We start from the raw sequence: 24,041 nt of genomic DNA, 5'->3' as shown, positions 1-24,041 counted from the left end.
GCGGAGCGTGGCGGTCGGCGCGGAGGTCAAGTACCTCTACACCCACGGCCCCCTCAAGCTGGCAGGGGAGTCCCGGCACGAGGCGAATCCTGGGCCCCGGTGTTCGTCTCGCTCGGGCTCCGCGTCTATCTCTGGGACTTTTAAGGACCCGACGCCCGCGCTGCCAGGTAGTTCTTTCCGAGTCAAAACGACAGGCGGAGGAGACTACAACCGGACGTCAAGCGGTGCGGCGACGAGGAGCTCCACGCTGTGCAGGTGGGGCCGGCCATCCTGGGCACAGCTGATCATGCGCTCTTCCCGCCGGAGGATCTCGCCGGGCGCGAACGCGCTCGCCAGCTCCCCGGGGGCGAAGTAATCGATCAGCTCGCCTCGCTCTCGGTAGATCCAGCGATCGGTGAAGACGATGTGAGCCTCCCGACCGCCCACCGCCGTGAGGAAGCGCAGCGCCCGGAAGAGCCGTCGGCGGTCGCGCCGCGGAACGTAGTGAATCGCTCCGCACGAATACACGAGGTCGAAGCGCCCGCTCACCGACAGGTCGGGAGGCGTCGCCTCCACCCAGGTCACCTCCACCCCGCGCTCCTCGGCGAGCCGCTGCGCCTTGCGCAGCCCCGCGGCGGAGGGATCGACGCCGGTCACCTCGAAGCCGCGTGAGGCGAAGAACACGCTGTCCCGCCCTTCGCCGCAGCCCAGATCCAAGACGCGCCCGCCGGGCGGGATACTCGGCGCCAGCTCCAGCGCGAGCAGCGAGGGCGCCGTGCCGAACACGTACGTATCCGACCGTCGTACGTATTCCTGATCCCACGGGCTGCGCGTCGTCGCCGTCGTCATCGCCAGGTGCCCCAACCACCACCACACCGTGAGTGGCAGCAACTACCGTGCCCATCGCGACAGGGCCACCGAGTAGTTCCTTCTCACCGGTTCCTACCCTGCTCTTCTGGCACGGCTCTGGCAATCCTCATCGCGCAGGAGGTCCTCAATGTTCAGGACAGCCGAACGACACCGAATTGGATTGATTCAGGAAGGCGCCCTGGTCGGGCTTGTGGGGGCGGTGCTGGTGGCGGGGTGGTTCCTCGCGTATGACCTCGCGCACGGCGCGCCGCTGTATACGCCGAGCGTGCTCGGGACCGCGCTCTTCGGTGGGGGCGGCCCCGTGGTGGTGAGCCTGGGGCTCGTGGCGAAGTACACCGTCTTGCACGCGGCCGCATTCGTGCTCTTCGGCATGGCGGTGACCGGCCTGTTCCGGATCGCGGATCGGGAGCCCGCAGTGCTGTTCGCCGCGTTCATGCTGCTGTGCTGCTTCCAGGTCGCGTTCATCGCGATCCTGAAGGTCACGGCGGAATGGGCGCTCGACCCGATCCCGTGGTGGTCTCTGGTGCTCGCGAACCTCCTGGCCACGGTCGGCATGCTGAGCGTGCTGTTCCCCCGACACCCGACGGCGTGGCGCGCGTGGAGCCGGCGGCACGATCCGCTGGACGCATAGCCAGAGAAAGGAGGATCTCAATGGATCAGCACGGCCGAGTGCTGCCCTATCTGCTGCTGTGGATGCTGGGCGTGCCCGCGAGCCTCTTGATCATCTTGTTCCTGCTCGGGGTGGGCCGCTGACGCGCCCGACCCCGGAGAGGAGGCCATAACAATGGACAGGCGCACGGACAAGGACCCGGACCCCAAGACGCCCTATGCACCTCGGCACGTCGATGAGGTCGAGGAGCTCGACGACGAGGAGCTCGACGACGAGGACCTGGACGACGCGGACCTGGGCGACGCGGAAGGCGAGGACGAAGATCTCGACACTCCTCGGCGGTAGCGCCGCGTCGGGGAGAGACGGGCGGTGGCGGTCCGAGACCATCACCGCCCGTCGTGGGTCGATCAGTCGTCGGGAGGCGGCGCGACGACGTCCTCGAGACGGGCGCGCCGCGTGATCTGGCCAGCATGGACGAACACGTCAATCGCGACGTCGAGCGCCGGTCGCGTGATCTCCACGTGCGGCGTCCAGCAGCCGAGCGTCTGGTAGGTCGCGATGGTCGCGGTGAGGACGGCCCGGTCGATGTCGGGAAGTGCGGCGCCTCGGCCTCGGCAATCGTCACCGCCGGGCTCGTCACCACCCAGGCGCGGGCCTTGCGGGAGGCGCGCATGAAGCGCCGCGCGGCGTCTGGTCGGACTACAATCTCCCCGCCATGCAGGCCCGTCAACCGGCGCTCCGTCTCGCGGTGGTCCTCCTGCTGCTCGCCTCGGGCGCCGGCGCCGCCGCCGCGGACACGATGGGGACGCCGGCGCCCGGCGGCGCCGTCGAGCGCATCCTCGTGTCGATCACGCGTCCGAGTGGGGACGGCCCTCTCGAGCCCGCGCGTTGGGCGCAGACGCTGACCGGTCACGGCTATGTGACGGTGATGCCGGATAGCTTCTCATGATGGGCGGCTGGCACGGTGGCTCGACGACGCAATACAGCCTGCTGGCACCGCAGGCCGAGGGCGGCTTCGCCGCGGCGGTGGCCCTCTCCCCCGCGTGCCGCGCACGACTCGGCGACTGGAATGGCGTGGGCGGCGTCTATCATCCGGTCGCCCCGCTGCTCGTCCTCATCGGCGTGCTCGATGACTGGACGCCGGCCGAGCCGTGCCGCCAGATGGTCGAGACCGCGCGCGCCGCCCGCCACCCCGCCGCCATCAAGATCTATGGGGGCGCGCACCACTCCTTCGACAGCGCGAACCCTGTACGTTATATGGGCACCCGCATCAATCCCAACGCGTCGGGCGGGCGGGGCGCCACCACCGGCGGCAATGCGGAGGCGTGGGCGGACAGCATCTGCGGGGTGCTCGCCTTCTTCGACCAGCGCCTCGCGCCCGCCGTAGGCTCCCGCTGATGGGCGCGCAACGCTCTCTCCGCACGCCCACCCTCGAGATCGCCTACGAGGAGTCGGGGCCGCCCGGCGGGGTGCCGGTCGTGCTCCTGCACGGCTTCCCCGACGACGTGCGCGCGTGGGACGGAGCGGTGGGGCCGCTCGCCGCGGCCGGCTTCCGCGTGCTCGTGCCGTATCTGCGAGGCTACGGCGCCACGCGCTTCCTCGACCCGAGCGCGCCGCGCATGGCGCAGCAGGCGGCGATCGGCCAGGATCTTATCGACTTCCTCGACGCCCTCGCACTGCCGCCCGCCGCGCTGGCCGGCTACGACTGGGGCGGCCGCGCCGCCTGCATCACCGCGATCCTCCGCCCCGCGCGTGTGCGCGCGCTCGTCACCATCGGCGGCTACAACGTCCAGAACACGCTGGCGCCGCCGCGTCCCGCCTCGGCGCTGCAAGAGCGCGCCAACTGGTATCAGTGGTACTTCAACACCGCCCGCGGGGTGGCGGGGCTCACCGCGAACCGTCGCGAGATCTGCCGGCTGCTCTGGCGAGACTGGTCGCCGGGCTACCGGTTCGACGACGCCACCTTCGAGGCCACCGCGGCCTCGTGGGATAGCCCCGACTTCGTGCCGATCGTGATCCATTCCTACCGGCACCGTCACGGCCACGCGCCCGGCGAGCCGCGCTACGACCCGATCGAGCGGCATCTCGCCACGCGCCCGGCCATCACGGTGGCGAGCATGGTGCTCCACGGGGCGGAAGACGGCGTGGCCCTCCAGCGGCCGGGTGAGCGGGACCTCGACCGGTTTCCCGCGGGGACCCGGCAGGACGTGGTGGCGGGCGCCGGGCACTTCTTCCCGCGCGAGCAGCCCGGCGCGGTGGTGGAGGCGCTTCGGTCCCTGCTGGGCTAGCCGGCGGCCCTCAGGGCTTGGTCTCGCGCAGCGATTTCTTCGCCGCCTCGCGCTCAAGGTACTCGCCCTGCACGAGGCGATAGGCGATATAGTACTTGTAGATGTTGCTCACGTAGGTGACCGTCTCCCGCCCGATCCTGTCCGCGGCCACCCGCTCCACGTTGTCGAACCACACGTTCCGATCGAGCCCGCGCTTCTCCGCCTCGCGGCGCAGCGCGTTGACGCGCCCCGCCCCGCAGTTGTAGGCGGCGAAGGCGAAGAGGCCCTTGTCGAGGTCCGTCATGGGTTCGTCCCAGTAGTACTGGTCCACCATGAAGCGGATGTACTTCACCCCCGCGTGGATGTTGGGCTCGGTCTTCGTGATGTCGCCGACCTTCAGCTCCTTGCCCGTCTCCGGCATCACCTGCATGACCCCGATCGCGCCCACGTGGCTCCGCGCGCTCTGGTCCAGCCGCGACTCCTGGTAGCCCTGCGCGGCCATCAGCATCCAGTCCATGCCGTACTTGTCGCCGTACTTGCGGAAAAGCCCGACCAGCGAGCGGAACTTCCGCATCTCCGCCTCGGAGGCGGCGTCCTTCACGTAGCGCGTGTCCTTCAGGTACTTCCGCAGCACCGTCTTGCCGAACGCGGAATTCTCCCCATGCGTCTTGATGAAGGCGTCGAGCTCGGCCTTGAGCTTGGGGCTGCCCTTTCGGATCGCCCAGGCGATTTGGCCGCCCGTCCGCAGCGCCACGTCGCCGTGGATGACCAGCTTGGGGAAGATCTGCTTCCAGAAGGCGGCCTTGTGGCTGTCGACCACCACCATCTTGATGAGGCCGGCATTGAGCATCTCGAGAAGGTCCTCGTCCTCGAGCTGCTCCGGAGCCGGCACGAGCACCGCCTCCGGCTTGCCCGCCTTCTTCCGTTCCTCGTTGAACGTCTCGAGGCTGTCCCAGTAGCTGCTGGACTTCCGGACGAAGATCTCCCGGCGGCCGAGATCGTCGCTCGTCAGCGCCGTCGGCGAGCCCGGCCCGGTGACCACGATCTCGTTGATGCCGGTCAGAAGCGGATCGGTGAAGTCCACGACGGCGAGGCGGTCCTCGGTGATGGTCAGGTTGGCGGCGACGACGTCGCCCTTCCCCTCCGCGAGGGCCGGCAGCAGGCGGTCGCGCGACGTGGGAATGAAGACCACGTGCACGCGCAGGTTCTTGGTCTTGACCTTCCGGTTCAGCGTCTCCTCGAAGGTCGAGAGCGCATCGTACGAGACGCCGCGGGGCTGGCCCTTGTCCACGAAGTAGAAGGTCTTGCTGTAGGGCACGAGCGCGCGGATCTGGCGCCGGCCGATCATGCCGTCGAGATCGCCTGTCCAGACCGCGTCGGGCATGGCCAGACCCATGCGCGCGGGCTTGGACGCGGCGGGCGCGGTCCCGGACTTCGTGGGCGCCGCCGCGGCCTTCGGGGCCGACGGCTTCACCGGCGCCGCGGGCCGTGTGGGCTCCGGCGTCTGGGCGGCCGCGGCGGCCACCAGGAGAAGCAATCCCGCCAGAACGCCGAGCAGTCGCACGCTCATGTGCGGCCTCTCCGGATCAGGGCGTTGAGGGCGGAGGCACCCGGCGCTTCGTCGCCTGCTCGAAGGCGTACCCCAGCTCGATCAGGCGCCCCTCGCTGCAGGCCATGCCCGTGAACGTGACGCCGAAGGGCGCCGGCCGCGGCACATAGCCCTCGGGGAACGGCGGCGTGGACGCGTTGGGGATGAGGGCCCAGGGCACGATCACCGAGGGATAGCCGGGGCGCGAGGCAATCAGAGCGCCGGTAGCGCCGGGAAAGAGCAGCGCGTCCAGCCGCTGGGCCTTCATGATCGCGTCGATCCCGTTGGTCCCCGCGAGCCGGATGTCCTTGGCGCGGTCGGCCTCGTAGCGCTCACGATCGGCCACGAGGTTCATCTCGTCGGAGATGTCGAGCTGGGACTGGCCGTACTTGATGGCGCCGCGCGAGAAGCGAGTCAGGTTGTAGTTGCGGAGCTCGGTCAGGCTCTTCACCGGCGCGGCGGGGCCGAGCGACTCCAGCCACCGGTTGAAGTCGCGCTTCATGCCGTACTTGAACGTCACCGAGCAGTTCGCGTCGGAGCCCTTGGCCCCCGGGACACCCGAGCACAGGCCCCACAGCGTGTGGTTCTGCGCGGGGTCGGGATCCACGACGCTGGGAGGGTCTGCGGGATCGACGATCACCGCGCCCTCGCGCTTGAGCACCTCGATGGCCTCGGCCATCACCCGTGCCTGATCCTCGTTGAGCCCGCCGCGGGCCGCCGTCTCGCCGGGCGGGGTGTACTTGTCGTAGAAGAACGCGCGCGGGATCCCGATGCGCGCGCCCTTGAGCGCCTCGCGCTTGAGGAACACGGTGTAGTCGCGGTTGGGGGTGAGCGGGCAGGTCCGCGTAGCGGGGTCATTGGGATCCGGCGCCAGGCCTTCGAGCGCGCCCAGGAGAATCGCGGCGTCGGTGACCGTGCGCGCCATGGGGCCCGCGATGTCCTGGTCCGCGGTGATCGGGATAATGCCGTAGCGGCTCACCCGTCCCACCGTGGGCTTGATCCCCACCAGCATGGTCTGGTTCGCGGGACTGAGAATGGAGCCGGAGGTCTCAGTGCCCACGTTGGCCGCCCAGAAGCTCGCCGCGGTGCCGATGCCAGAGCTGGAGCCGCCGGTGAGCAGGACCGGCCGGCCGTCGTTGATCCACTCACGGGGGTCGCGGCGCGGATCGTAGGGATTGAGCCCATAGCCGGCGAGCCCGCTGTAGTTGGCGGGCATCGGCGTCGGCGGCCCCGCCACCCAGTTCGCCAGCTCCGTCATCACGGTCTTGGCGATGATGATGGCCCCGCCTTCGCGGAGGAGCCGCGTGATCGTCGCCTCGTAGGGCGGGCGGTAGCCCTCGAACGCGACGGCGCCGCCCGTCGTCGGCATGTCCATCGTGTGGATGTTGTCCTTGAGCGCGATGGGAATGCCGTGAAGCGGGCCGCGCAGCGTCCCCTGCGCGCGCTCGCGATCGAGAGCGTCCGCCTCCTCGAGCACGCGCGGGTTCACCGTGATGATGGCCTTGAGCTGATCCTCGTAAAGCGCGATGCGCGTCAGGTACGCGATGACCAACTGGCGGGAAGTCATGCGCCCGTCCGCCAGCGCCTGGCGGAGCTCGGGGATGCCGGTCTCGACGACGGTGAAGGGCTTCTGGCCGGCCATCGGCGCGGCGCAGCCCAGGGTGACGAGCATGGCGAGGAAGATCGGGGCGAAGGCGGGTCGGCGCATGGAGATCCCCCCTTTGGTCGCGCGTAGTGTAGCCGAAGAGCCCAAGAACCGGGTAAGATCGAGCGATCCGCTCGGCCCGGGAGGCGCGCATGCCAGGAGAGACCCTGACCGTCGAGAAGCTCACCCCCCACATCGGAGCCGAGGTCCACGGCGTGGACCTGGGCCGGCCGCTGGACGAGCCCACGTTCAAGCAGATCCACGATGCGCTCATCGAGAGCTCGGTGATCTTCTTCCGCGATCAGCACCTCAGCCCCGAGTCCCAGAAGGCGTTCGGGCGGCTCTTCGGGGAGCTGGCCGTCCATCCCGCCGCCCCGGGTCTCGTGGAGGGGCATCCGGAGATCCTCGTCATCCACGCCGACGAGAGCTCCAAGCACGTGGCCGGCGAGGACTGGCACTCCGACGTCTCCTGCGATCCCGAGCCGCCGATGGGCAGCGTGCTCTACATGAAGGAGCTGCCCGCGGTGGGCGGCGACACGCTCTTCGCCAGCATGTACGCCGCCTACGAGGCCCTCTCCGAGCCCATGAAGCGCCTGCTCGAGGGCATGACCGCCATCCATCGCGGCGAGCACGTCTACCGCGGGCGCTACGGCGTGAACGACGCGGGCAAGGCGTTCCCCGAGGCGGAGCATCCGGTCATCCGGACGCACCCCGTGTCCGGCCGCAAGGCGCTGTTCGTGAACCGCTTCTTCACCACCCGCATCGTCCAGCTGGGCCGCCTCGAGAGCGAGGGCGTGCTCGGCATGCTCTACCGGCACATCGAGACGCCGGAGTTTCACTGCCGCTTCCGCTGGCGCGTCAACTCGGTGGCGTTCTGGGACAACCGGTGCGCCCAGCACCACGCGCTGTGGGACTACTATCCGCAGCGGCGGCACGGGCACCGCGTGACCATCAAGGGCGACCGACCCTTCTATCGCGCCTGAGCGGAGCCGGACGAGGGGGCGACGGCGGAGAGCCCGACGGGCAGCACGATCACGGCGAGGCCGGCGAGGACGAGGGCCATGCCGGCGAGACGCACGAAGCCGAAGCGCTCGCCGAACACGAGCGCCGAGGCCGCCGCGGCGACGAACGGCACGAGGAGGGCGAAGGGCGCGACCGCGGCGGCGGGATAGCGCCGCAGGAGGGTACCCCAGATCGCATAGGCCAGCACGGTGGCCACGAGCCCGAGATAGAGCGCGGCGGCCATTCCCGGCCACGGGGCGTGCGCGAGGGAGGCGACGAGCGCGGCCGGGCCATCCATGGCCAGGGCGATGGCGAGCGCGGGGAGCGGCGGGATCAGGCTGAGCCAGACCATCAGGCTCACGGTGTCCGCGGGAGGCAGCCGCTTGAGCAGCACATTGCCGACGCCCCAGCTGATCGCGGACAGTGTGGTCAGCGCGAGGCCCGCGCCGGTGAGATCGCCGCCGACGGTGGCGGCGATCAGCACGAGGCCGCCGAACGCGAGCGCGGTGCCCGCGAGCTGCCGCGGCGACGGCCGCTCGCGCAAGGCGAACGCGGCGAAGAGAATGGTGTAGAGCGCCTGGGTCTGGACCACGATCGCGGCGAGCCCCGGCGGCATCCCGAGGGCGATGCCGAAGAACTGGAACAGGAACTGGCCGGCGAAGAGGAAGAGCCCCACGAGGATGAGCGCCGGCCACGGCACCGGCGGCCGGGCGAGGGCGAGCACGGGCACGGCGGCGATGACGAAGCGCAGGAAGGCCAGCAAGGGCGGCGAGAAGGCATCGAGCGCGATGCGTGTGGCCACGAAGGCCACGCCCCAGATGCACGCGACGAGGACGGCGAGCGCGACATGAGGGCCGCTCACGCGCGGCCCCGCAGGGAGAGAGGAGCGACATCGTGAGCGACGACAAGGCGGCGATGACGATCGTGTATCTGGCCGATACCGAGGTCGTGAAGTTCGGGCCCGACGCGACCTATCAACCCATCCTGGGCGACGCCGAGGGTCGCTTCCCCATCCGCACCGGCATCCAGACCTCGCAGCCCGGCTATCAGGCTCCCCTGCACTCGCATCCCTACATCGAGGTCCTGCACGTGCTGGAGGGGCGCGCGGAGGCGTGGCTGGAAGGCCAGGAGGCCCATCCGGTGCGCCTGGCTCCCGGCGACACGATCGCGATTCCCGCGGAGACCCTCCACGCCTTCCGCGTGGTCGGCGATGCGCCCATGCGGCTCCTCGGCACCCACGTGTCGCCGCGGCGCATCGTGCGCTACGCGGACGGAAGCGAGACCGACGCCCGGGGATACCGGATCGGCGACACCTAGTCGGTCAGGCGCGCTCAGCGGCGGCCCCGTGGAGGGCGTCGAACAGCGTCGCCGGCGTGGCGGGCTTGACCAGGTGCGCGTCGAACCCCACCTCGAACGCCTGGCGCCGGTCCTCGGGCTGACCGTAGCCGGTGAGCGCGATCAGCCGGATGGCGCCGCCCGCCGTGGTGCGAATCCGGCGCGCGATCTCGTAGCCGTCCATGCCGGGCAGGCCGATGTCGATCACCGCCACGTCGGGCCGCAGACGCAGGGCCGTCTCCAGCCCGGAAGGACCGTCCGTCGCCTCGTAGACCTCGTGCCCCTCCATCTCGAGCATCCCGCGTAGCATCACGCGCGCGTCCGCGTTGTCCTCGATCACGAGGATGCGCCGCACCGCGCTCGCCCCGTCGCCGCGCGCATGCGCGACGGCCCCGACGCGCGGCGGACTGGCGATCGCGGGGAGCCGCACGGTGAACGCGCTCCCGCGCCCCACGCCCTCGCTGGCCGCGTCCACGCGCCCGCCGTGGAGCTCGGCGATGCAGCGCACGAGGGTGAGCCCGAGGCCGAGCCCGCCCACTCCGGCGCGGGGCCCCCGCTCGACCTGCACGAACATCTCGAACACGCGCGGGAGCATGTCCGCGGCGATCCCCACCCCGGTGTCGCGCACGGTGAGCGCCGCTTCCCCGCCCTCCCTCCGCAGCGTCACCTCGATGGCGCCGCCGGGCGGGGTGAACTTCACCGCATTGCCCACCAGATTCGTGACGATCTGCTCGAGGCGCGTCTCGTCAACGTCGGCCCACACCGGCTCGAGGTCGGTGGTGAGGTGGTGCCGCTCCGTGCGCCCCGCGGTGGCAAGCGCGGCCACCGCGCGGCCCACCGTCTCCGCCAGCTCGAGAGGCCGGCGCGAGAGCACGATCTTGCCGGAGGTGACGCGCGCCACGTCGAGTAGGTCGTCGACCAGATGCGCGAGGTGGCGGTTCTGCCGCCCGATGATCTCGCGCGCGAGCCGCGTGGCATCGGGCGAGGCCTCGGGGGACTCCAGGATGTAGGTCGCGCTCGCGATCGCGGAGAGCGGATTGCGTAGCTCGTGGCCCAGCATGGCGAGGAGCTCGTCCTTACCCCGGCTCGCCGCCTCCGCCTCGGCACGCGCCGCGTGCTCGCCGGCGAGGAGCCTCGCCTTCTGCAGCGCCACCGCCGCGTGATCGGCGAGCGTGACCAGCGCCTGCTCGTCGGCGGCGGTGAACGGCTCACGGCTCACGCGGTTCGCGTAGATCACGCCCACCACCACCCCCGCGCTCATGATCGGAACCGCCATACAGGCCAGGATGCCGTCCGCCCGCGCGATGGGGAGATACGGATCGTCGCGGAAGCGGGGGTCCGCGGCGAAGTCGTCGCTGCGAATCGGCTGCGCGCGCGCCCAGGCCAGCCCGCCGAGGCCGCGGCCACGCTCGATCACGAACCCGGGCGCCATCGCCGTGGATGCCACCGAGGAGAAGCGCAGCACGAGTCGCCCGGCCTCGTCCACGAGCGCGATACGCGAGGAGTCGGCCTCCACCAGCCGACGCGCCGCGCCGAGCGCGGTACGGAGGATGGCGTCGAGGTCCGGTGAGGCATTGAGCGCGTGGGCCACCTCGCCGATGGCGCGGGCCTGCTTCTCCCGCCGCGCCGCTTCGTGCTCGCGCTGCCGCACGAGATCAGCGGCGTCCCGAAGCCGCTCGGCCACGGTGTTGACCTCGGCCACTCCGGTGCGCAGCGGTGCCGCCGGCTCGCCGCGCTCCAGCGAACGCGCTATTCGCACCAGCGAGCCCATGGCGTCGGCAATGCGACGCCCGAGCACGAACGCGAGCCCGCCGGCGAGGGCCGCGGCCAGCGCGGCGCCCGCGAGGATCTGCCAGAGTATGCGCCGGAGCGGGCCTTCGACCACGTCGACCGGAGTCGTGAGGACCACGCGCCAGTTGGAGCGAGGCGCCGTGGCGTAGGCGGCGTACACTTCCCGCCCCTCGCCGAAGCGGCCGCGCGCCCACCCCTCCCGCCCCGGCACAGGGCTGGCCGCCGGCCGCCCGATCATCTTGGGCTCGCCCTTGGTGCGCGCCACGATCACGTCGCGGCTGTCGTAGATGGTGGCCACCGAGTCACGGCCGAAGCTCTGGGCGCGCAGGACCTCGCTGAAGGTCCCCGCGGGGATCCCCGCGGCGAGCACGAAGCGCACGGCGCCGTCGCGCACCACCGGGACGTAGACCCCGATGATGTTGCGGTTGACGCTGCCGTCGAAGAGGTCGGACACCACCGGCTTTCGCGTGTCGCGCGCCCGTGCGAGCTCGCGCGGCTGCCGCGCGTGCGGCGGCGGGACACCCGGCCCCGACGTGGTGGTGAGCGCCTGTCCCCGCAAGTCGAACAGGAACACGTTGGTCCAGCCGTGCGCCCTGGTCACCCGCCGCGAGTACTCGCCGAACTTGTGGAGGTCCGGCGCATCGAGATGGTCGGAGTCCGCGAGCGCCTCCAGCGCAGAGATCGCGCTCAGCACCACCTCGTCGACGGTGGTGGCGATGGCCTGCGTGGTCTCGCGCATGCCGCGCTCGGTGGCCGCGAGCTGGAGCCGGTCGTTTTCCCGGATCACCAGCGCGGAGAAGCCCAGCAGGGGGACGAGGGCGGCGAGGACCAGGGCGATGAGATGACTGCGAAGGCGCATGCTGGCGTCCATCCTACATCGGACGGGCCAGCGGGAACGGGGGCGCGCTAGTTTCGGCGGGACGCGCGACGCTCGAGCAGGCGCAGGACGGCTGCTTCCTCGGCGCTCAGGCCGCTCGATTCGCGGCCGCCCAATCCCTCCGCGAGCTCACCATCGGCGTGGGCGCCCACGATGTCGGGATGGATGTAGCACTTGCGGCAGATCGTGGGGGTGTTCCCCAGGCGCGAGGCCACCTCCACGATGGCGGCGGTGAGCCGCCGGCGGGCGTCGGCCTCCTCGGCCGGCGCGGCGAGGGCCTGCGCGGCGAGGACGGTGCCGCCCCAGGTGCGGAAGTCCTTGGCGGTGAACTCCTCGCCGCAGACCTCGCGGAGGTACGTATTGACGTCCGCGGAGTCGATGGCCTGCCGCTGGCCGTCCTCGTCGAGATACTGGAAGAGCTCGTGGCCGGGCAGGTCCTGGCAACGCCGCACGACGCGGGCCAGCAACCGGTCGCTCACGTCGACGGTATGGTGCTTGCCGCCCTTGCCGCGGAACTCGAAGCGCAGCCGCGCGCCCTCCACGGTGACGTGACGGGCGCGCAGCGTCGTGAGCCCGTAGGAGCGATTCGCGCGCGCGTACTCCGCGTTGCCGATGCGGATGAGCGTGGTCTCGAGGAGCCGCACCACGCTCGCCAGCACCTTCTCGCGGGACAGCCCGGGACGCGCGAGGTCCTTGTCGACGCGCTCGCGGATCGCGGGCAGCGCGCGACCGAACTGGATCACCCGGTCGAACTTGGCCTCGTCCCGCACCGCGCGCCAGCGCGCGTGATAGCGGTACTGCTTACGGCCGCGCGCGTCGCGTCCCACCGCCTGGATGTGACCGTGCGCCACCGGGCAGATCCACACCTGGGTCCACGCGGGGGGAATGGCGAGGCTGCGGATGCGCCGCAGCGTCGGAAGATCCTGCACCGGCTCGCCGTTTCCGCTGACGTAGCGGAACGCGCGGCCGTGCCGCACCCGCTGAATGCCGGGCCGCGTGTCCGAGACGTAGCGGAGCGACGCGGCATCCGCGGCCTCGCCCGGATCGAGGGCAATCCGGCGGAGGCGCGGCCGGCGACGGGACTTCGGCAGCAACGGCGCGAGGGCGAGGGCCATGGACCGCCAAGGCAGCAAGCCATGTGCCATGGGGGCCGTCGACCGCTCTAACTTCCTAGAAACGCAGGCGTAGAGTGGGCTGTGATCCAGGTAGCGTCGGCCGCCGCGACCCCGGCTCCCCTGACCACCGCTGTCACCGGGGGGACGGTTCGGGGCAGGCTGCGCAGAAGCTGCGCGGCCCGCCCTCCGCCGTCAGCGCTTGGCCGTGAGGCTGGCCTCCAGGTTCTCGATCGTCTTCAAGTGATCCTCGAGCGTGGGCAGCGTCTTCACGACCCACGCCTTGAGGGTGGGATCCTGCGCCTTCTCGCTCATCCGCCGGAACTCCGCCACGTCCTTCTTGTGGTCCTTCACCATCTCCTTCACATACTCGCGGTCGAACACCGAGGGCTGGAGCTTCGCCAGCCGATCGCGCAGCCGCAGGTCCGAGCCCGGGAGGTCGCTGCCCACCGAGACCCCCTTCTCCGAAGCGAGCTGCTGGAGCTCCTTGGCCGCCTGGCTGTGATCACTCGCCATCCGCTCACCGAACTGCCGAATGCGCTGATCGCCAGCCTTCTCCTGCGCCAGCTTCCCGAGCTCGACTTCGGCGAGATTCGCGGGCACGACGTGCTGAATGAACTTCGTATCGCTCCGGCTCACGGTCTGCGCGCCCACGATCGAGGTCCCGACGAGCGCGCTCGCGAGCACCGCACCCGCCATCGCCCACCCTCCCATGCGCATGGTCATCTCCTCCTGCGCTCACGAGGCAGCAAGCGTCGTGCCGCGTGCGCGGCACTTGCATGTCATGGGCGTGAGGGAGCCAGAAGGCACGCATTCGGGCGCCGCGCGGTCGCACGTGGCGCGATCTACCCGGTAGAAAGGACCACGCCATGGCAGGACGAACTGGGCAAGGACGCACCTCCGCGACGACCTCGGCCGCGTCGTTCATTCCCCCGCACCCCACGCTTGCGGCGTGCCGCGAGGCGGTGAGCGCATGCCGCGGATGCGAGCTGTACCGCCACGCCACGCAGGGGGTCCTAGGCGAGGGGCCGAGCCATGCGCGCATCATGCTGGTGGGCGAGCAGCCCGGCAACGACGAGGACCTCGCGGGCCGTCCCTTCGTCGGCCCGGCCGGTCGCCTCCTCGACCGCGCCCTCGCCGAGGCCGGGCTCGACCGCCGCGCGACCTATGTCACGAACGCGGTCAAGCATTTCAAGTGGACGCCGCGCGGCAAGCGGCGCATTCACGAGAAGCCCACCGCCCGCGAGGTCGAGGCCTGCCGGCCGTGGTTTCAGACCGAGCTGGATCTGGTGAAGCCCGACCTCGTGGTGGCGCTGGGCGCGACCGCCGCGCAGAGCCTGCTCGGGCCCGCCGTTCGCGTCACCAAGGAGCGCGGACACGTGCTCGACGCGCCGCTCGGCGCGCGCGTGCTGCTCACCGTGCATCCGTCATCGCTGCTGCGCATCACCGACGACACGGAGCGGGACCAGGCCATGGAGCGCTTCGTGGCCGATCTCCGCGTCGCCGCCCGCACGCTCGAGGGACGCGGGCGCTAGCCCCGCGGTCACGCGGGGGCGAGACCGAGATAGGCCTGACGGATGCGCGGATCGTCGCGCAGCGCGCCGGCGGGCCCCTCGGCGACGATGCGCCCCTCCTCGAGTACGTACGCCCGACTCGCGATCTCGAGGGCGCGCGCCACGTTCTGCTCGACCAGGAGGATCGCCACCCCCTCTCGGTGGATGGCGTGGGCGATCTCGAACAGCAGATCGACGACGGCCGGCGCGAGACCGAGGGAGGGCTCGTCCATCAGCAGGAGCCGCGGCCGGGCCATGAGAGCGCGGCCGATGGCCACCATCTGCTGCTGCCCGCCCGACAGCGAGCCCGCGAGCTGACGCCGGCGCTGGCCGAGGATGGGGAAGAGCCCGTAGACGTGCTCGAGGGTCTCGGTGCGCCGACGCCGCGCCTCGCCGCGATACGCGCCCATCTCGAGGTTCTCCTCGACCGACATGCGGGTGAAGAGCCGGCGTCCCTCGGGCACCAGCGCGATGCCGTGGCGGCACACGAGATGGCTTCGCACGCTCCTGAGATCCGCGCCGTCGAAGGCGAGCGTGCCCGCCCGCGCGCGCTGGAGACCTGCGATGGTGTTGACGAGCGTGGTCTTTCCCGCCCCGTTGGGCCCGATCACCGCCACCACCTCCCCCTCCCCCACCGCGAGCGAGGCATCCCAGATGGCGGGCGCGTCCCCGTAGGCGACGGACAGCCCGCGCGCCTCAAGCAGCATGCGAGGTCCCCAGGTAGACCGCGATCACGCGTGGATCGGCCATCGCCTCACGCGGGCGGCCCGACGCGATCACCTCGCCCTCGTTCAGCACGATCACACGGTCGGCGAGCTCGAGCACCGCCCGCATGAGGTGATCCACGAAGAGAATGCTGACCCCGCGCTCGCGGATCGCGCGCACGAGCCGGATGGCGCTGGCGATCTCGACAGGGTTGAGCCCGGACAGGACCTCGTCGAGGAGGATCAGACGCGGCTCGGCGGCGAGCGCGCGGGCGAGCTCCAGGAACTTCCGCTCGTGCAGGTTCAGCGCGCCGGGCAGCGCGTGCGCGCGCGCGGCGAGGCCCGTGAACTCGAGCCAGCCGAGCGCGGCGGCGCGCGCCTCCCGCGCGGGATGCCGCGCGCGGCCGAAGGTGGCGGCCACCGTCACGTTCTCCAGCACGCTGAGACGGGCGAAGGGGCGCGGGATCTGGTAGGTGCGCGAGACGCCCCGCGCAGCGATCTCGTGCGCGGGGTGCCCGGTGAGGACGTGCTCGTCGAGCGCGACGCGCCCGCGGTCCGCCGCGTAGTGCCCGCTGATCACGTTGATCAACGTGGTCTTGCCCGAGCCGTTGGGGCCGACGAGCCCCACGATCTCGCCCGCCGCCACCTGCACGCTCACGCCCCGCAGCGCTTGGATACCGCCGAAGGCCTTCCAGACGTCGCGGCACTCGAGGGCGCCCCCGTCCCCCACCCGGGCTGCCGTCGCGGGCGTGGGCGCCGCGCGCACCGACACCGCGGCCGGCCGGCGGCCGCGTCGCTGACCCAGGAGCGCCGGCACCACGCCGTCCGGAAGCAGCAGGATCACGAGGACGAGGACGAGGGCCACTACCGCCCGCCCGAGAATGGCCTGGGCGCCGCCGGTGAAGACGTAAAGCGACGACGCGATGATGGCCGCCCCCACCGCGGGGCCCAGCCAGTGCCGCGCGCCGCCCAGCACGCTCATCAGGACGACATAGAGGGGCACCGTGATCGAGAAGGTCTCACCCACGGTGATGTAGCTGACGTAGACGGCCTGGACACCTCCCGCCATCCCCGCGATGCCCGCCGACAGCACGAAGGCGGTGAGCTTGTAGCGGAACGTGGGAACGCCCTCCACCTCGGCCACGTCCTCGTCGTCGTGGATGGCGTAGAGTCCAAGCCCGAAGCGCGACCGCGTGATGGCGTAGGCCAGGCCCACCGTGCCCACCGCGAGGGTCAGGGCGAGCAGATACAGCGTCCCCGTCGGCGAGCGCGCCAGCCGAGGCAGCGCGACCCCGCTCAGATACACGCCGGGGCCGCCGTCAATCCGCGTGTTGAGCACGATCGTGGCGAGCACGAAAGTGATCGCCAGGGTCAGAAGGCCGAAGAGCTCGCCGCGGAGCTGCCGCACCCGGAACACGACCGCGCCGATGCCGGCGGCCAAAAGCGCCGCCACGAGACCCGCGGCGGGCAGCGTCCACAGGAACGGCACGCCGAGCCCGGCGGTCAAGGTTGCCGTCGTGTACATGCCGGCGCCGAAGAACGCGCCGTGCCCGAAGCTGAAGTAGCCGGCATAGCCGCTGAGGAGGCTCCAGCTCGTGGCGAGCGCCATCCACGAGAAGATCAGGTAGAGGAACGACTCGTAGAAGGCGGGCAGCCCCGCCTCGAGGAGGGCGGCCAGGCCCACGAAGACCGCCGCCAGGGCGACGACGACCGGCCGCGCGCTCGCTGTCACGCGCGCCCCGGCCGCGCGATCAGCAGCACGATCAGCGCGGAGAACGACACCAGGGGCGCCCAGGCCGGCGCCACCACCGCCATCGTGAGCGACTCGCTGATCCCGATGAAGAGCCCCGCGAGCAGCGCGCCGATGGGATTGGCGAGGCCGCCGATGATGGCGACCGCGAACACCACGCCGACCCACGCCCAGATCTGAGCGGGCGCCAGGGTGGCGATCAGGGCGATGAAGGCCCCGGCGATGCCAGCATAGGCCGCGCTCACGCCCGAGAGGAGCAGCGCCTGCGCCCGGTGGTTCACGCCGAAGGCGGCGGCCATGGCCGGATCCTCGGCGCTGGCCCGCAGTGACTTGCCGACGTAGGTGAAACGGAGCCACGCCCACGTGCCCAGGGCCAGCGCCACCGCGGTCACGCACGCGGCCAGCTCGAGCAGCGGGACGAAGATCGGCCCGGCCCGCAGCGAAGCCGTCGCGTACGGGGTCTCGTAGCGGCGGAAGTCCGCCGTCCAGAACCACTGGATCACGGACTCGAGGATGACGGTGAGGCCGAAGGTCACCAGTAGCGAGGTGAACTCGGTGACCCGGAAGTAGGCGAAGACGAGGTGGAGAAGGACGCCGACGAGGAAGAACGCGGGCACGATGGCGAGCACCGCAAGCCAGGGAGGGACGTGGAAGGCCACGCCGAGCTGATAGGTGAGGTACGCGCCGAGTAGAGCGAGGGCGAAGTATGCGAGGTTGACCAGGCGCAGCAGGCCCCACGACAGGCTGAGCCCGAGCGCCAGCAGCGCGTAGAGGCCCCCCGCGAGGAGGCCCGACACCAGCGCCTGCCCGAGAAGGGTCAGGCTCGGCAAGCGATCACGGGGGCAGCAGGCGGGCGCCGGGGGCGGCGAACTCCTTGGGCCATACCACCACCCACTTGCCGTCCTGCACCTGCTTCACCTTCGAGAGGTCGTCGCCGTAGTTGTTGGGGCCGTCGAAGCGCAAGCGCCCCACGATGGTGTCGATGCGGTTCTTCTTGATCCACTCGCCGAGCACCTTGTCGTCCAGGCTCTTCGTGGCGGTAACCGCCGCCTCGATCACCTGCCAGGCGGCAAAGGAGTTGGCGACCTGGGAGTCCACGACCGTGTACGGGACGTTCGCCTTCGCCGCGCGCTCGCGGAAGAGCGGGATCAGCTTCGCCGCGCCCGTGTTGTTGAGCATCGGCGGGTGCTCCTCGTAGAAGGTGTGAGAGAGAGCGAGCTTGCCGTCGGGCGCGAGCGCCAGCGGACCGGGCGCGGGAAAGAGGTGGAAATGGCGCGACGGCGTGTAGTCCAGCTTCTTGAGCGCCTCCAGGATCTGATTGCCATCGAGACCCAGGGCCCCGATCCACAGGAAATCCGCGTTGGCGTCCTTGATGCGCGCGGCAATGGCGCCAAAGTCGCGCGTGCCGAACTCGTACTCGATGTAGAGCGGCACCTTGAGTCCGCGCTTCTCCGCCACCTCCTTCGCGCCCGAGGACTGGAACTGGGCGGACGGGAACTTGCTGGTCACGATGGCCACGGTCTTCGGCGGCTTCGATGTGGCGGCGAGCGCGTCGTACACCAGAGTGGGAACGGTCTTCGCCGGCTCCGGGCCGAAGGCCGCGGTGGGGAAGTGGTACGCGTACTTGGCCAGGTGGGGCATGCCGAACGAGTGGTGCACGTAGATCTTCTGGTACCGCTCCGCCACCGACATCGCCGACAGGATGCCGCCCGTCGCGTAGGGCCCGATGATGAGGTCGACCTTGTCGACGGTGATGAGCTTCTCGTAAAGACTCCGCGTGACATCGGCCTTGGACTGATCGTCGAGCAGCACCCACTCCACCGGGCGTCCGAGCAGCCCGTTGCCTTTGTTGAGCTCCTCCACGTAAATCTCGCCCGCGATCTTATGCAGCAGCGCGGTGGGGGCGAGGGGGCCGGTGAGGGCCAGGGTGCCGCCGATGCGGATGGGCGGGCCGGACGGGGCGGCCAACGCCGGCGCGGCGACCATGAGCAGCGCGAGGGCGGCGCCGGCGCCGCGCCGACCGATCCGGTGTAGTCCGAGCATGCTGCCCTCCCCGATGAGGGTTAGAGCGACGGCCGGTCGACCAATCGTGCGAACACTAGGGGCTGCGCCGCCGAATGTCAATGCATCGGGGGTCGCCGGGCTTGACAGCCCGCGGGGGCGCCGCGCAGAGTCTGCCCATGCTCAACGCCACGCGTGGCCAGATCCTCCCCACAAGCATCACCGGGTCCTATCCCCGCCCTCACTGGTTCACCGAGGAGCTGCGCGGCCGCGGCTTCAAGGACGCGCTGGGCGATTCGCGCTTCCGCGAGCAGTACCTGGACGCGGTGGCGTGCCTGATCCGCGAGCAGGAGTCGGCCGGCCTTCACATCGTGACCGACGGCGACTCGCGCTTCGATCTCACGGTGGGTGGCAAGTCCTGGTTCTTCTACGTGATCGAGCGGCTGCGCGGCATCACGGGCCATGTGGACCGGTCGGCGGGCCGCGGCTGGACCTCGCTCAAGCCCGGGCACATCCTCTACGAGGTGATGGAGGCCTATCAGCCTGCGGTGGTAGGCGCGGCGGTGGACGGCGGCGACCTCCAGTACGACGCCCTCTTCAAGGTCGCCCAGCGCATGACTGCGCGCCCCGTCAAGTTCGGCGCCATCACCGCCCAGTCCCTCGCCAAGATGCTCGTGAACCGGCACTACGCCGCCGATCGCGATCTCATCCTTGCCCTCGCCGACATCTTCAACGCCGAGCTGCGCAAGGTGGCGGCGGCAGGCTGCCGCGTCATCCAGGTCGAAGAGCCCCAGCACCACATCGGAGGCGCTCAGGGCGCGAGCGACAAGGACCTCGAGTTCTATACCGAGGCGGTCAATCGCGAGATCGCGGGCGTGGACACCGAGATCTGGCTGCACACCTGCTGGGGCAATCCCAATCAGCAACCGTTGCACTGGGAGCGGCCGAGCTACGAACGCTCCCTGCCCTATCTCCTCGCCACCGACGCCGACGTGCTCACGCTGGAGTGCGCGTCCACGAACGGGCGCGACCTCCACCTGCTCGGGAAGCACCGCACCGACAAGAAGATCGCCATCGGCGTGGTGAACCACTCCATCGCGGCGGTGGAGCCGCCGGAGTTCGTGGCCGGCATCACCCGGAAGGCGCTGGAGCACGTGCCCCCCGAGCGGCTCATCCTCTCCACCGACTGCGGGTTCGGCCGCGAGGGCCTGGCCCGCCGCATCGCCTTCTACAAGTCCGTCAGCATCAATCTCGGCGCCAACATCGTCCGCCGCGAGCTCCGCCTTCCCGAGGTGGACATTCCCGCCGCGGATCCCCGCTTCACCTTCGCTGGATAGGAGACCCTGTCATGCCGGTCATCAAGGTGCGCGACCTCGCCTTCGGCCGCCTCCACGCGCCGGATCTCGACGCGCAGGAGGAGTTCCTCACCCACTTCGGGATGATCCGCGCCGCGCGCACCCCCGACGCCCTCTACATGCGCGGCACCGGACCCCGGCACCACATCCACGTCACGCACAAGGCCGCCGACGCCGCCTTCATCGGCTTCGCCTACCTCGCGGCGAGCGAGGATGACCTCGTCCGAATCGCGAAGGCGCCCGGCGCCTCCCCTGTCGAGCCCCTCGACGAGCCAGGCGGGGGCAAGCGGGTGCGGCTCCGCGAGCCCAATGGGTATCAGATGGAAGTGGTGCACGGGATCGCCGCCCTCCCCGAGATCGCCGTGGCGCGCGATGAGATGAACACCGGCAACGATCCGCTGCGCCGCGCCGGCCGGGTGCTGCGCCTGCCCAAGTCCCCCGCCCCCATCAAGCGTATCGGTCATGGAGTGCTGGGCACGCCCAAGGTACGGGAGACCGTGGCCTGGTTCCGCGACATGCTCGGCTTCATCGGCTCGGACGACATCTATTTGGGGTCGAAGGACAACATCATCGGCTCGTTCAACCGGGTCGACTGCGGCGACGAGTACGTGGACCACCACTCGCTCTTCTGCGTGATGAACGAGCGCGCCGGCCTCAACCACATGTCCTTCGAGGTGCCGGACGTGGACGCCGTCTTCAAGGACCACGAGTACCTGGCCGGGCTCGGCAAGTACGAGCACATGTGGGGCGTGGGCCGGCATCTCCTCGGGAGCCAGGTCTACGACTACTGGGCCGATCCGTGGGGCCGGGTGCACGAGCGCTGGGCCGACACCGACCGGCTCAATGTGAAGAGCGGCTCCAATCTCCTGACCGCCGAGGAGGGCTTCGTGAGCCAGTGGGGCGCCGACCCGCCGAAGAAGTTCCTCGGCCACGTCTCCCCCTGAGCGCGCGCCATGCCGACCAACGTCAAGGCCGACGTCATTCGCGATCAGCTCGTCTCCGTGCTCGCCGCCTGGGGTATGAGCGCCCCGCACGCCCAGACCACCGCGGACATGATGGTGGAGACCGATCTCCGCGGCGTGGATTCCCACGGGATCTCCATGCTGCCGACCTACGACCGCGAGCAGCGCGCGGGTCGCCTCAACATGACGCCGACCTTCAAGACGGTGCGGGAAGGCCCCGCCTTTGCGCTCATCGACGCCGACGCGTCGCTGGGTCATCCCGTGTCCGCGCACGCCATGAACCTCGCCGTGGACAAGTGCCTCGCCGCCGGCGTGGGCGTGGTCACCGTGCGGAACTCGCACCACTTCGGCGCCGCCGGCTGCTACGCCAAGATCGCGGCGGACCGCGGCGTGATCGGGCTCGTGACCTCCGCGACCCGCGGCGTCACCATGGTGCCGACCTTCGGCGCCGAGCCGGTGATGGGCACGAACCCCATCGCCTTCGCCGCGCCCGCCCGGCGCAATCCGCCCTTCCTCCTCGACATGGCCACCACCACCGTGGCGGCCGGCAAGGTGAAGGTCTACAAGCTCAATCACAAGCCCGTGCCTCCGGGCTGGGTGGTGGACGGTGACGGCCGCGCGGTCACCGATCCCGAGCAGGCCTTCGGCTACGTGTTCGACCGGCCTGAGGGCGGCATCTCCCCCCTCGGGGGCACGCGGGATCTCGGCGGCCACAAGGGCTATGGCCTCGCCGTGCTCGTCCACATCCTCGCCGGCACCCTCTCCGGCTCGTCTTTCTCTCCCATCCGCAACCGCACCCAGCGCCCCTCCGACCCCCACGACATCGGCCACTTCTTCCTCGCCATCGACCCGCGCGCCTTCCGAGACCCCGGTGAATTCGAGGAGGATCTGGACCAGGTCATCGAGGTGCTGCACGGCGCGCGCCGGGCCGACGCCGCCCAGCCCGTGCTCGTTGCGGGCGACCCCGAGCTGATCACCCGGCAACAGCGACTGGAGACGGGCGTGCCCGTTCCCGAAGACCTGATGGTCCAGCTCCGCGAGGTGGCCGAGCGGGCGAAGGTGTCGTTCCTCCTGGCCGCGGGAGCGCCGCGATGATCAAGCTCGTGTTCTGCCTCCGGCGCCAGCCGCATCTCAGCCGCGAGGAGTTCCAGCGCTACTGGCGCGAGCGTCACGCGCCGCTGGTGCGCGAGGCGGCGGCCGCGCTGGGCGCCCGACGCTATGTGCAGGTGCACACCCTCACGAGCCCCGTGAACGAGGGGCTCCGTCGCGGGCGCGGCGGCCCCGAGGAATACGACGGCGTCGCCGAGCTCTGGTTCGACAGCCTGGACACGCTCGTCGCCTCGGGGGCCACGCCGGAGGGGCGCGCCGCCGGACGCCGGCTCCTCGAAGACGAGCGGCGCTTCATCGACCTCGCGCGGTCACCCGTCTGGATCGCCGAGGAGTACGAGGTGGTCGCCCCGTCCCCTGCCGCCCGCTGAGACCTTGGTCCCATTGAGGGCGCCCCCGCCGGGGTGCCACCGTCGTCCTGACTCGATGCCGTACACCCTCGAGGCCAGGAGGACATCATGTGGACCCGGATCATGCTCGTGGCAGCGCTGATGCTCGCGACTACCCCGGCCTATGCCGATGAGGTCGTCTTCCTCAACGGCGACCGCCTCACGGGCAAGATCGTCAGCGCCACCGGGGGCAAGCTCGTCCTGAAGACCGACGCCGCCGGCGAGATCACCATCGACATGACCAAGGTCAAGACCTTCTCCACCGACGAGCCCATCCTGGTGAAGGTCGGGGAGCAGACCCAGGTGAGCTCCAAGGTCACCCCCGGCAACGACGGGCAGGTGCAGGCGCAGATCGCGCCGGGCACCACGCCGCAACCGCTGGCGATCAAGGACATCACCGCCCTCAATCCCGAGCCGCCCACGTGGCACGGGTCGCTCGCCCTGACCGGCCTCTTCACCAGTGGCAACTCCGAGACGACGCAGATCGGCTTCAGCGCGGCGGCGAGCAAGCGCTGGGAGACCGAGCGGCTCACTTTCCTCGCCGGCTACACGTTCGGGCGCGAAAAGGATCCCGACACCAACGAGAAGAGAACGACCACCGACTACGGGTTCGCGTCCGCCAAGTTCGATCACTTCTTCACGAAAAAATTGTACGGCTATGCCCTCGCCAAGATCGAGCACGACGAGGTGGCCGACCTCGAGATCCGCCTCTCGTCCAGCGTGGGCCCGGGGTATCAGTGGTTCGAGGGGCCGACCTTCAACCTCTCGACGGAGGTCGGCTTGGCGTACGTCTACGAAAAATTCAAGCACCAGGACAGCCAGGACTTCCTCGGCCCCCGCTTCGCCTACGCAGTCGACTGGACGCCCATTCCGGTGCTGACGCTCTTCCACACGTTCGAGTACATCCCGGCCTTCGACGATTTCACGGGCGATTACCTCATCAACCTCACCGCGGGCGCGAAGGTGAGGATCGTCAAGTCCTTCTTCACGAACGCGCGGTTCGAGTGGGCGTATGACAGCACCCCCGCCCGCGGACGCGAGAAGTCCGACACGCGCTTCCTCCTCGGGGTGGGCTGGGACTTCTGAGCCCGCGGCCCCTCGGCCGCGACCCTTGCGGGCCCTTTGCGCGACCCCTATACTTCGC

24 protein-coding genes are annotated in these 24,041 nt (G+C 70.4%); 13 read left to right on the top strand and 11 right to left on the bottom strand.

Annotation, left to right across the window (positions count from 1 at the left end; genetic code table 11):
* Positions 1–204: 204 nt before the first annotated feature.
* The gene (locus VFX14_01210) at positions 205–870 is read right to left on the bottom strand and encodes a class I SAM-dependent methyltransferase (GenBank protein HEU5188285.1); all 666 of its coding nucleotides are present in this window, start codon (positions 868–870) and stop codon (positions 205–207) included.
* Positions 871–1,009: 139 nt separating this feature from the next.
* Here VFX14_01210 and VFX14_01205 point away from each other — a divergent pair, with 139 nt between their 5' ends.
* The 5 genes from VFX14_01205 (at position 1,010) to VFX14_01185 (ending at position 3,747) form a co-directional block, all read left to right on the top strand.
* Entirely contained in the window at positions 1,010–1,480 is a 471-nt protein-coding gene (locus VFX14_01205; protein HEU5188284.1) for a hypothetical protein, read from the top strand.
* A gap of 153 nt (positions 1,481–1,633) precedes the next feature.
* Complete coding sequence (locus tag VFX14_01200) at positions 1,634–1,804, top strand: hypothetical protein (GenBank protein ID HEU5188283.1); 171 nt, start codon at positions 1,634–1,636, stop codon at positions 1,802–1,804.
* A 370-nt stretch (positions 1,805–2,174) separates the two neighbouring features.
* Positions 2,175–2,408: a hypothetical protein gene (locus VFX14_01195; protein ID HEU5188282.1), complete on the top strand. Its 234-nt coding sequence runs from the start codon at positions 2,175–2,177 to the stop codon at positions 2,406–2,408.
* Complete coding sequence (locus tag VFX14_01190) at positions 2,405–2,857, top strand: dienelactone hydrolase family protein (GenBank protein ID HEU5188281.1); 453 nt, start codon at positions 2,405–2,407, stop codon at positions 2,855–2,857. Before VFX14_01195 ends, VFX14_01190 begins: the two co-directional genes overlap by 4 nt.
* Positions 2,857–3,747 carry an alpha/beta hydrolase gene (locus VFX14_01185; protein HEU5188280.1) on the top strand — a complete coding sequence of 297 codons (891 nt, stop codon included), beginning with the start codon at positions 2,857–2,859 and terminating at the stop codon, positions 3,745–3,747. Before VFX14_01190 ends, VFX14_01185 begins: the two co-directional genes overlap by 1 nt.
* Before the next feature lie 10 nt (positions 3,748–3,757).
* On the opposite strand, the gene VFX14_01180 is transcribed toward VFX14_01185, so the two are convergent.
* On the bottom strand, positions 3,758–5,296 hold the full coding sequence (locus tag VFX14_01180) for a lytic transglycosylase F (protein HEU5188279.1): 1,539 nt from the start codon (positions 5,294–5,296) through the stop codon (positions 3,758–3,760).
* A 16-nt stretch (positions 5,297–5,312) separates the two neighbouring features.
* A complete protein-coding gene (locus VFX14_01175) occupies positions 5,313–7,022 on the bottom strand; it encodes an amidase family protein (GenBank protein ID HEU5188278.1) in 1,710 nt (569 codons plus the stop codon).
* Between the two features lie 89 nt (positions 7,023–7,111).
* Here VFX14_01175 and VFX14_01170 point away from each other — a divergent pair, with 89 nt between their 5' ends.
* On the top strand, positions 7,112–7,942 hold the full coding sequence (locus VFX14_01170; GenBank protein ID HEU5188277.1) for a TauD/TfdA family dioxygenase: 831 nt from the start codon (positions 7,112–7,114) through the stop codon (positions 7,940–7,942).
* On the opposite strand, the gene VFX14_01165 is transcribed toward VFX14_01170, so the two are convergent.
* Positions 7,930–8,823, bottom strand: coding sequence for an EamA family transporter (locus tag VFX14_01165; protein HEU5188276.1), 894 nt, complete (start codon positions 8,821–8,823; stop codon positions 7,930–7,932). The genes VFX14_01170 and VFX14_01165 overlap by 13 nt on opposite strands.
* Before the next feature lie 32 nt (positions 8,824–8,855).
* On the opposite strand from VFX14_01165, the gene VFX14_01160 reads away from it, so the two are divergent.
* On the top strand, positions 8,856–9,278 hold the full coding sequence (locus tag VFX14_01160) for a cupin domain-containing protein (GenBank protein HEU5188275.1): 423 nt from the start codon (positions 8,856–8,858) through the stop codon (positions 9,276–9,278).
* A 4-nt stretch (positions 9,279–9,282) separates the two neighbouring features.
* On the opposite strand, the gene VFX14_01155 is transcribed toward VFX14_01160, so the two are convergent.
* The 3 genes from VFX14_01155 to VFX14_01145 form a co-directional block, all read right to left on the bottom strand.
* Complete coding sequence (locus VFX14_01155) at positions 9,283–11,946, bottom strand: ATP-binding protein (GenBank protein HEU5188274.1); 2,664 nt, start codon at positions 11,944–11,946, stop codon at positions 9,283–9,285.
* 47 nt (positions 11,947–11,993) lie between these two features.
* Positions 11,994–13,079 (bottom strand): DNA topoisomerase IB, encoded by a 1,086-nt coding sequence (locus tag VFX14_01150; GenBank protein ID HEU5188273.1) that lies wholly within the window; start codon positions 13,077–13,079, stop codon positions 11,994–11,996.
* Positions 13,080–13,271: 192 nt separating this feature from the next.
* The gene (locus VFX14_01145; protein ID HEU5188272.1) at positions 13,272–13,796 is read right to left on the bottom strand and encodes a DUF4142 domain-containing protein; all 525 of its coding nucleotides are present in this window, start codon (positions 13,794–13,796) and stop codon (positions 13,272–13,274) included.
* 149 nt (positions 13,797–13,945) lie between these two features.
* Here VFX14_01145 and VFX14_01140 point away from each other — a divergent pair, with 149 nt between their 5' ends.
* A complete protein-coding gene (locus VFX14_01140) occupies positions 13,946–14,611 on the top strand; it encodes a UdgX family uracil-DNA binding protein (protein ID HEU5188271.1) in 666 nt (221 codons plus the stop codon).
* Positions 14,612–14,619: 8 nt separating this feature from the next.
* Here VFX14_01140 and VFX14_01135 read toward each other — a convergent pair whose 3' ends face one another.
* The 4 genes from VFX14_01135 to VFX14_01120 are packed head-to-tail and all read right to left on the bottom strand — an operon-like array spanning position 14,620 to position 19,126.
* Positions 14,620–15,336, bottom strand: coding sequence for an ABC transporter ATP-binding protein (locus VFX14_01135; GenBank protein HEU5188270.1), 717 nt, complete (start codon positions 15,334–15,336; stop codon positions 14,620–14,622).
* Complete coding sequence (locus VFX14_01130; GenBank protein ID HEU5188269.1) at positions 15,326–17,065, bottom strand: branched-chain amino acid ABC transporter ATP-binding protein/permease; 1,740 nt, start codon at positions 17,063–17,065, stop codon at positions 15,326–15,328. Before VFX14_01130 ends, VFX14_01135 begins: the two co-directional genes overlap by 11 nt.
* Complete coding sequence (locus tag VFX14_01125) at positions 17,062–17,913, bottom strand: branched-chain amino acid ABC transporter permease (protein ID HEU5188268.1); 852 nt, start codon at positions 17,911–17,913, stop codon at positions 17,062–17,064. Before VFX14_01125 ends, VFX14_01130 begins: the two co-directional genes overlap by 4 nt.
* A gap of 4 nt (positions 17,914–17,917) precedes the next feature.
* Positions 17,918–19,126 carry an amino acid ABC transporter substrate-binding protein gene (locus VFX14_01120; GenBank protein ID HEU5188267.1) on the bottom strand — a complete coding sequence of 403 codons (1,209 nt, stop codon included), beginning with the start codon at positions 19,124–19,126 and terminating at the stop codon, positions 17,918–17,920.
* Positions 19,127–19,263: 137 nt separating this feature from the next.
* Between VFX14_01120 and VFX14_01115 the strand changes: the two genes are divergently transcribed.
* From VFX14_01115 to VFX14_01095, 5 genes are all read left to right on the top strand, one after another.
* A complete protein-coding gene (locus VFX14_01115) occupies positions 19,264–20,421 on the top strand; it encodes a cobalamin-independent methionine synthase II family protein (GenBank protein HEU5188266.1) in 1,158 nt (385 codons plus the stop codon).
* Between the two features lie 11 nt (positions 20,422–20,432).
* Entirely contained in the window at positions 20,433–21,383 is a 951-nt protein-coding gene (locus tag VFX14_01110; GenBank protein HEU5188265.1) for a catechol 1,2-dioxygenase, read from the top strand.
* Between the two features lie 9 nt (positions 21,384–21,392).
* Positions 21,393–22,496: an Ldh family oxidoreductase gene (locus VFX14_01105; GenBank protein HEU5188264.1), complete on the top strand. Its 1,104-nt coding sequence runs from the start codon at positions 21,393–21,395 to the stop codon at positions 22,494–22,496.
* Positions 22,493–22,879 (top strand): EthD domain-containing protein, encoded by a 387-nt coding sequence (locus VFX14_01100; GenBank protein HEU5188263.1) that lies wholly within the window; start codon positions 22,493–22,495, stop codon positions 22,877–22,879. The genes VFX14_01105 and VFX14_01100 overlap by 4 nt, the downstream gene beginning before the upstream one ends.
* 87 nt (positions 22,880–22,966) lie before the next feature.
* Positions 22,967–23,983 (top strand): DUF481 domain-containing protein, encoded by a 1,017-nt coding sequence (locus VFX14_01095; protein HEU5188262.1) that lies wholly within the window; start codon positions 22,967–22,969, stop codon positions 23,981–23,983.
* Positions 23,984–24,041 lie beyond the last annotated feature (58 nt).

It is taken from the genome of Candidatus Methylomirabilota bacterium (assembly GCA_035764725.1).
Taxonomy (GTDB): domain Bacteria; phylum Methylomirabilota; class Methylomirabilia; order Rokubacteriales; family CSP1-6; genus DASRWT01.
This window is presented reverse-complemented; position numbering and strand designations above follow the sequence as displayed.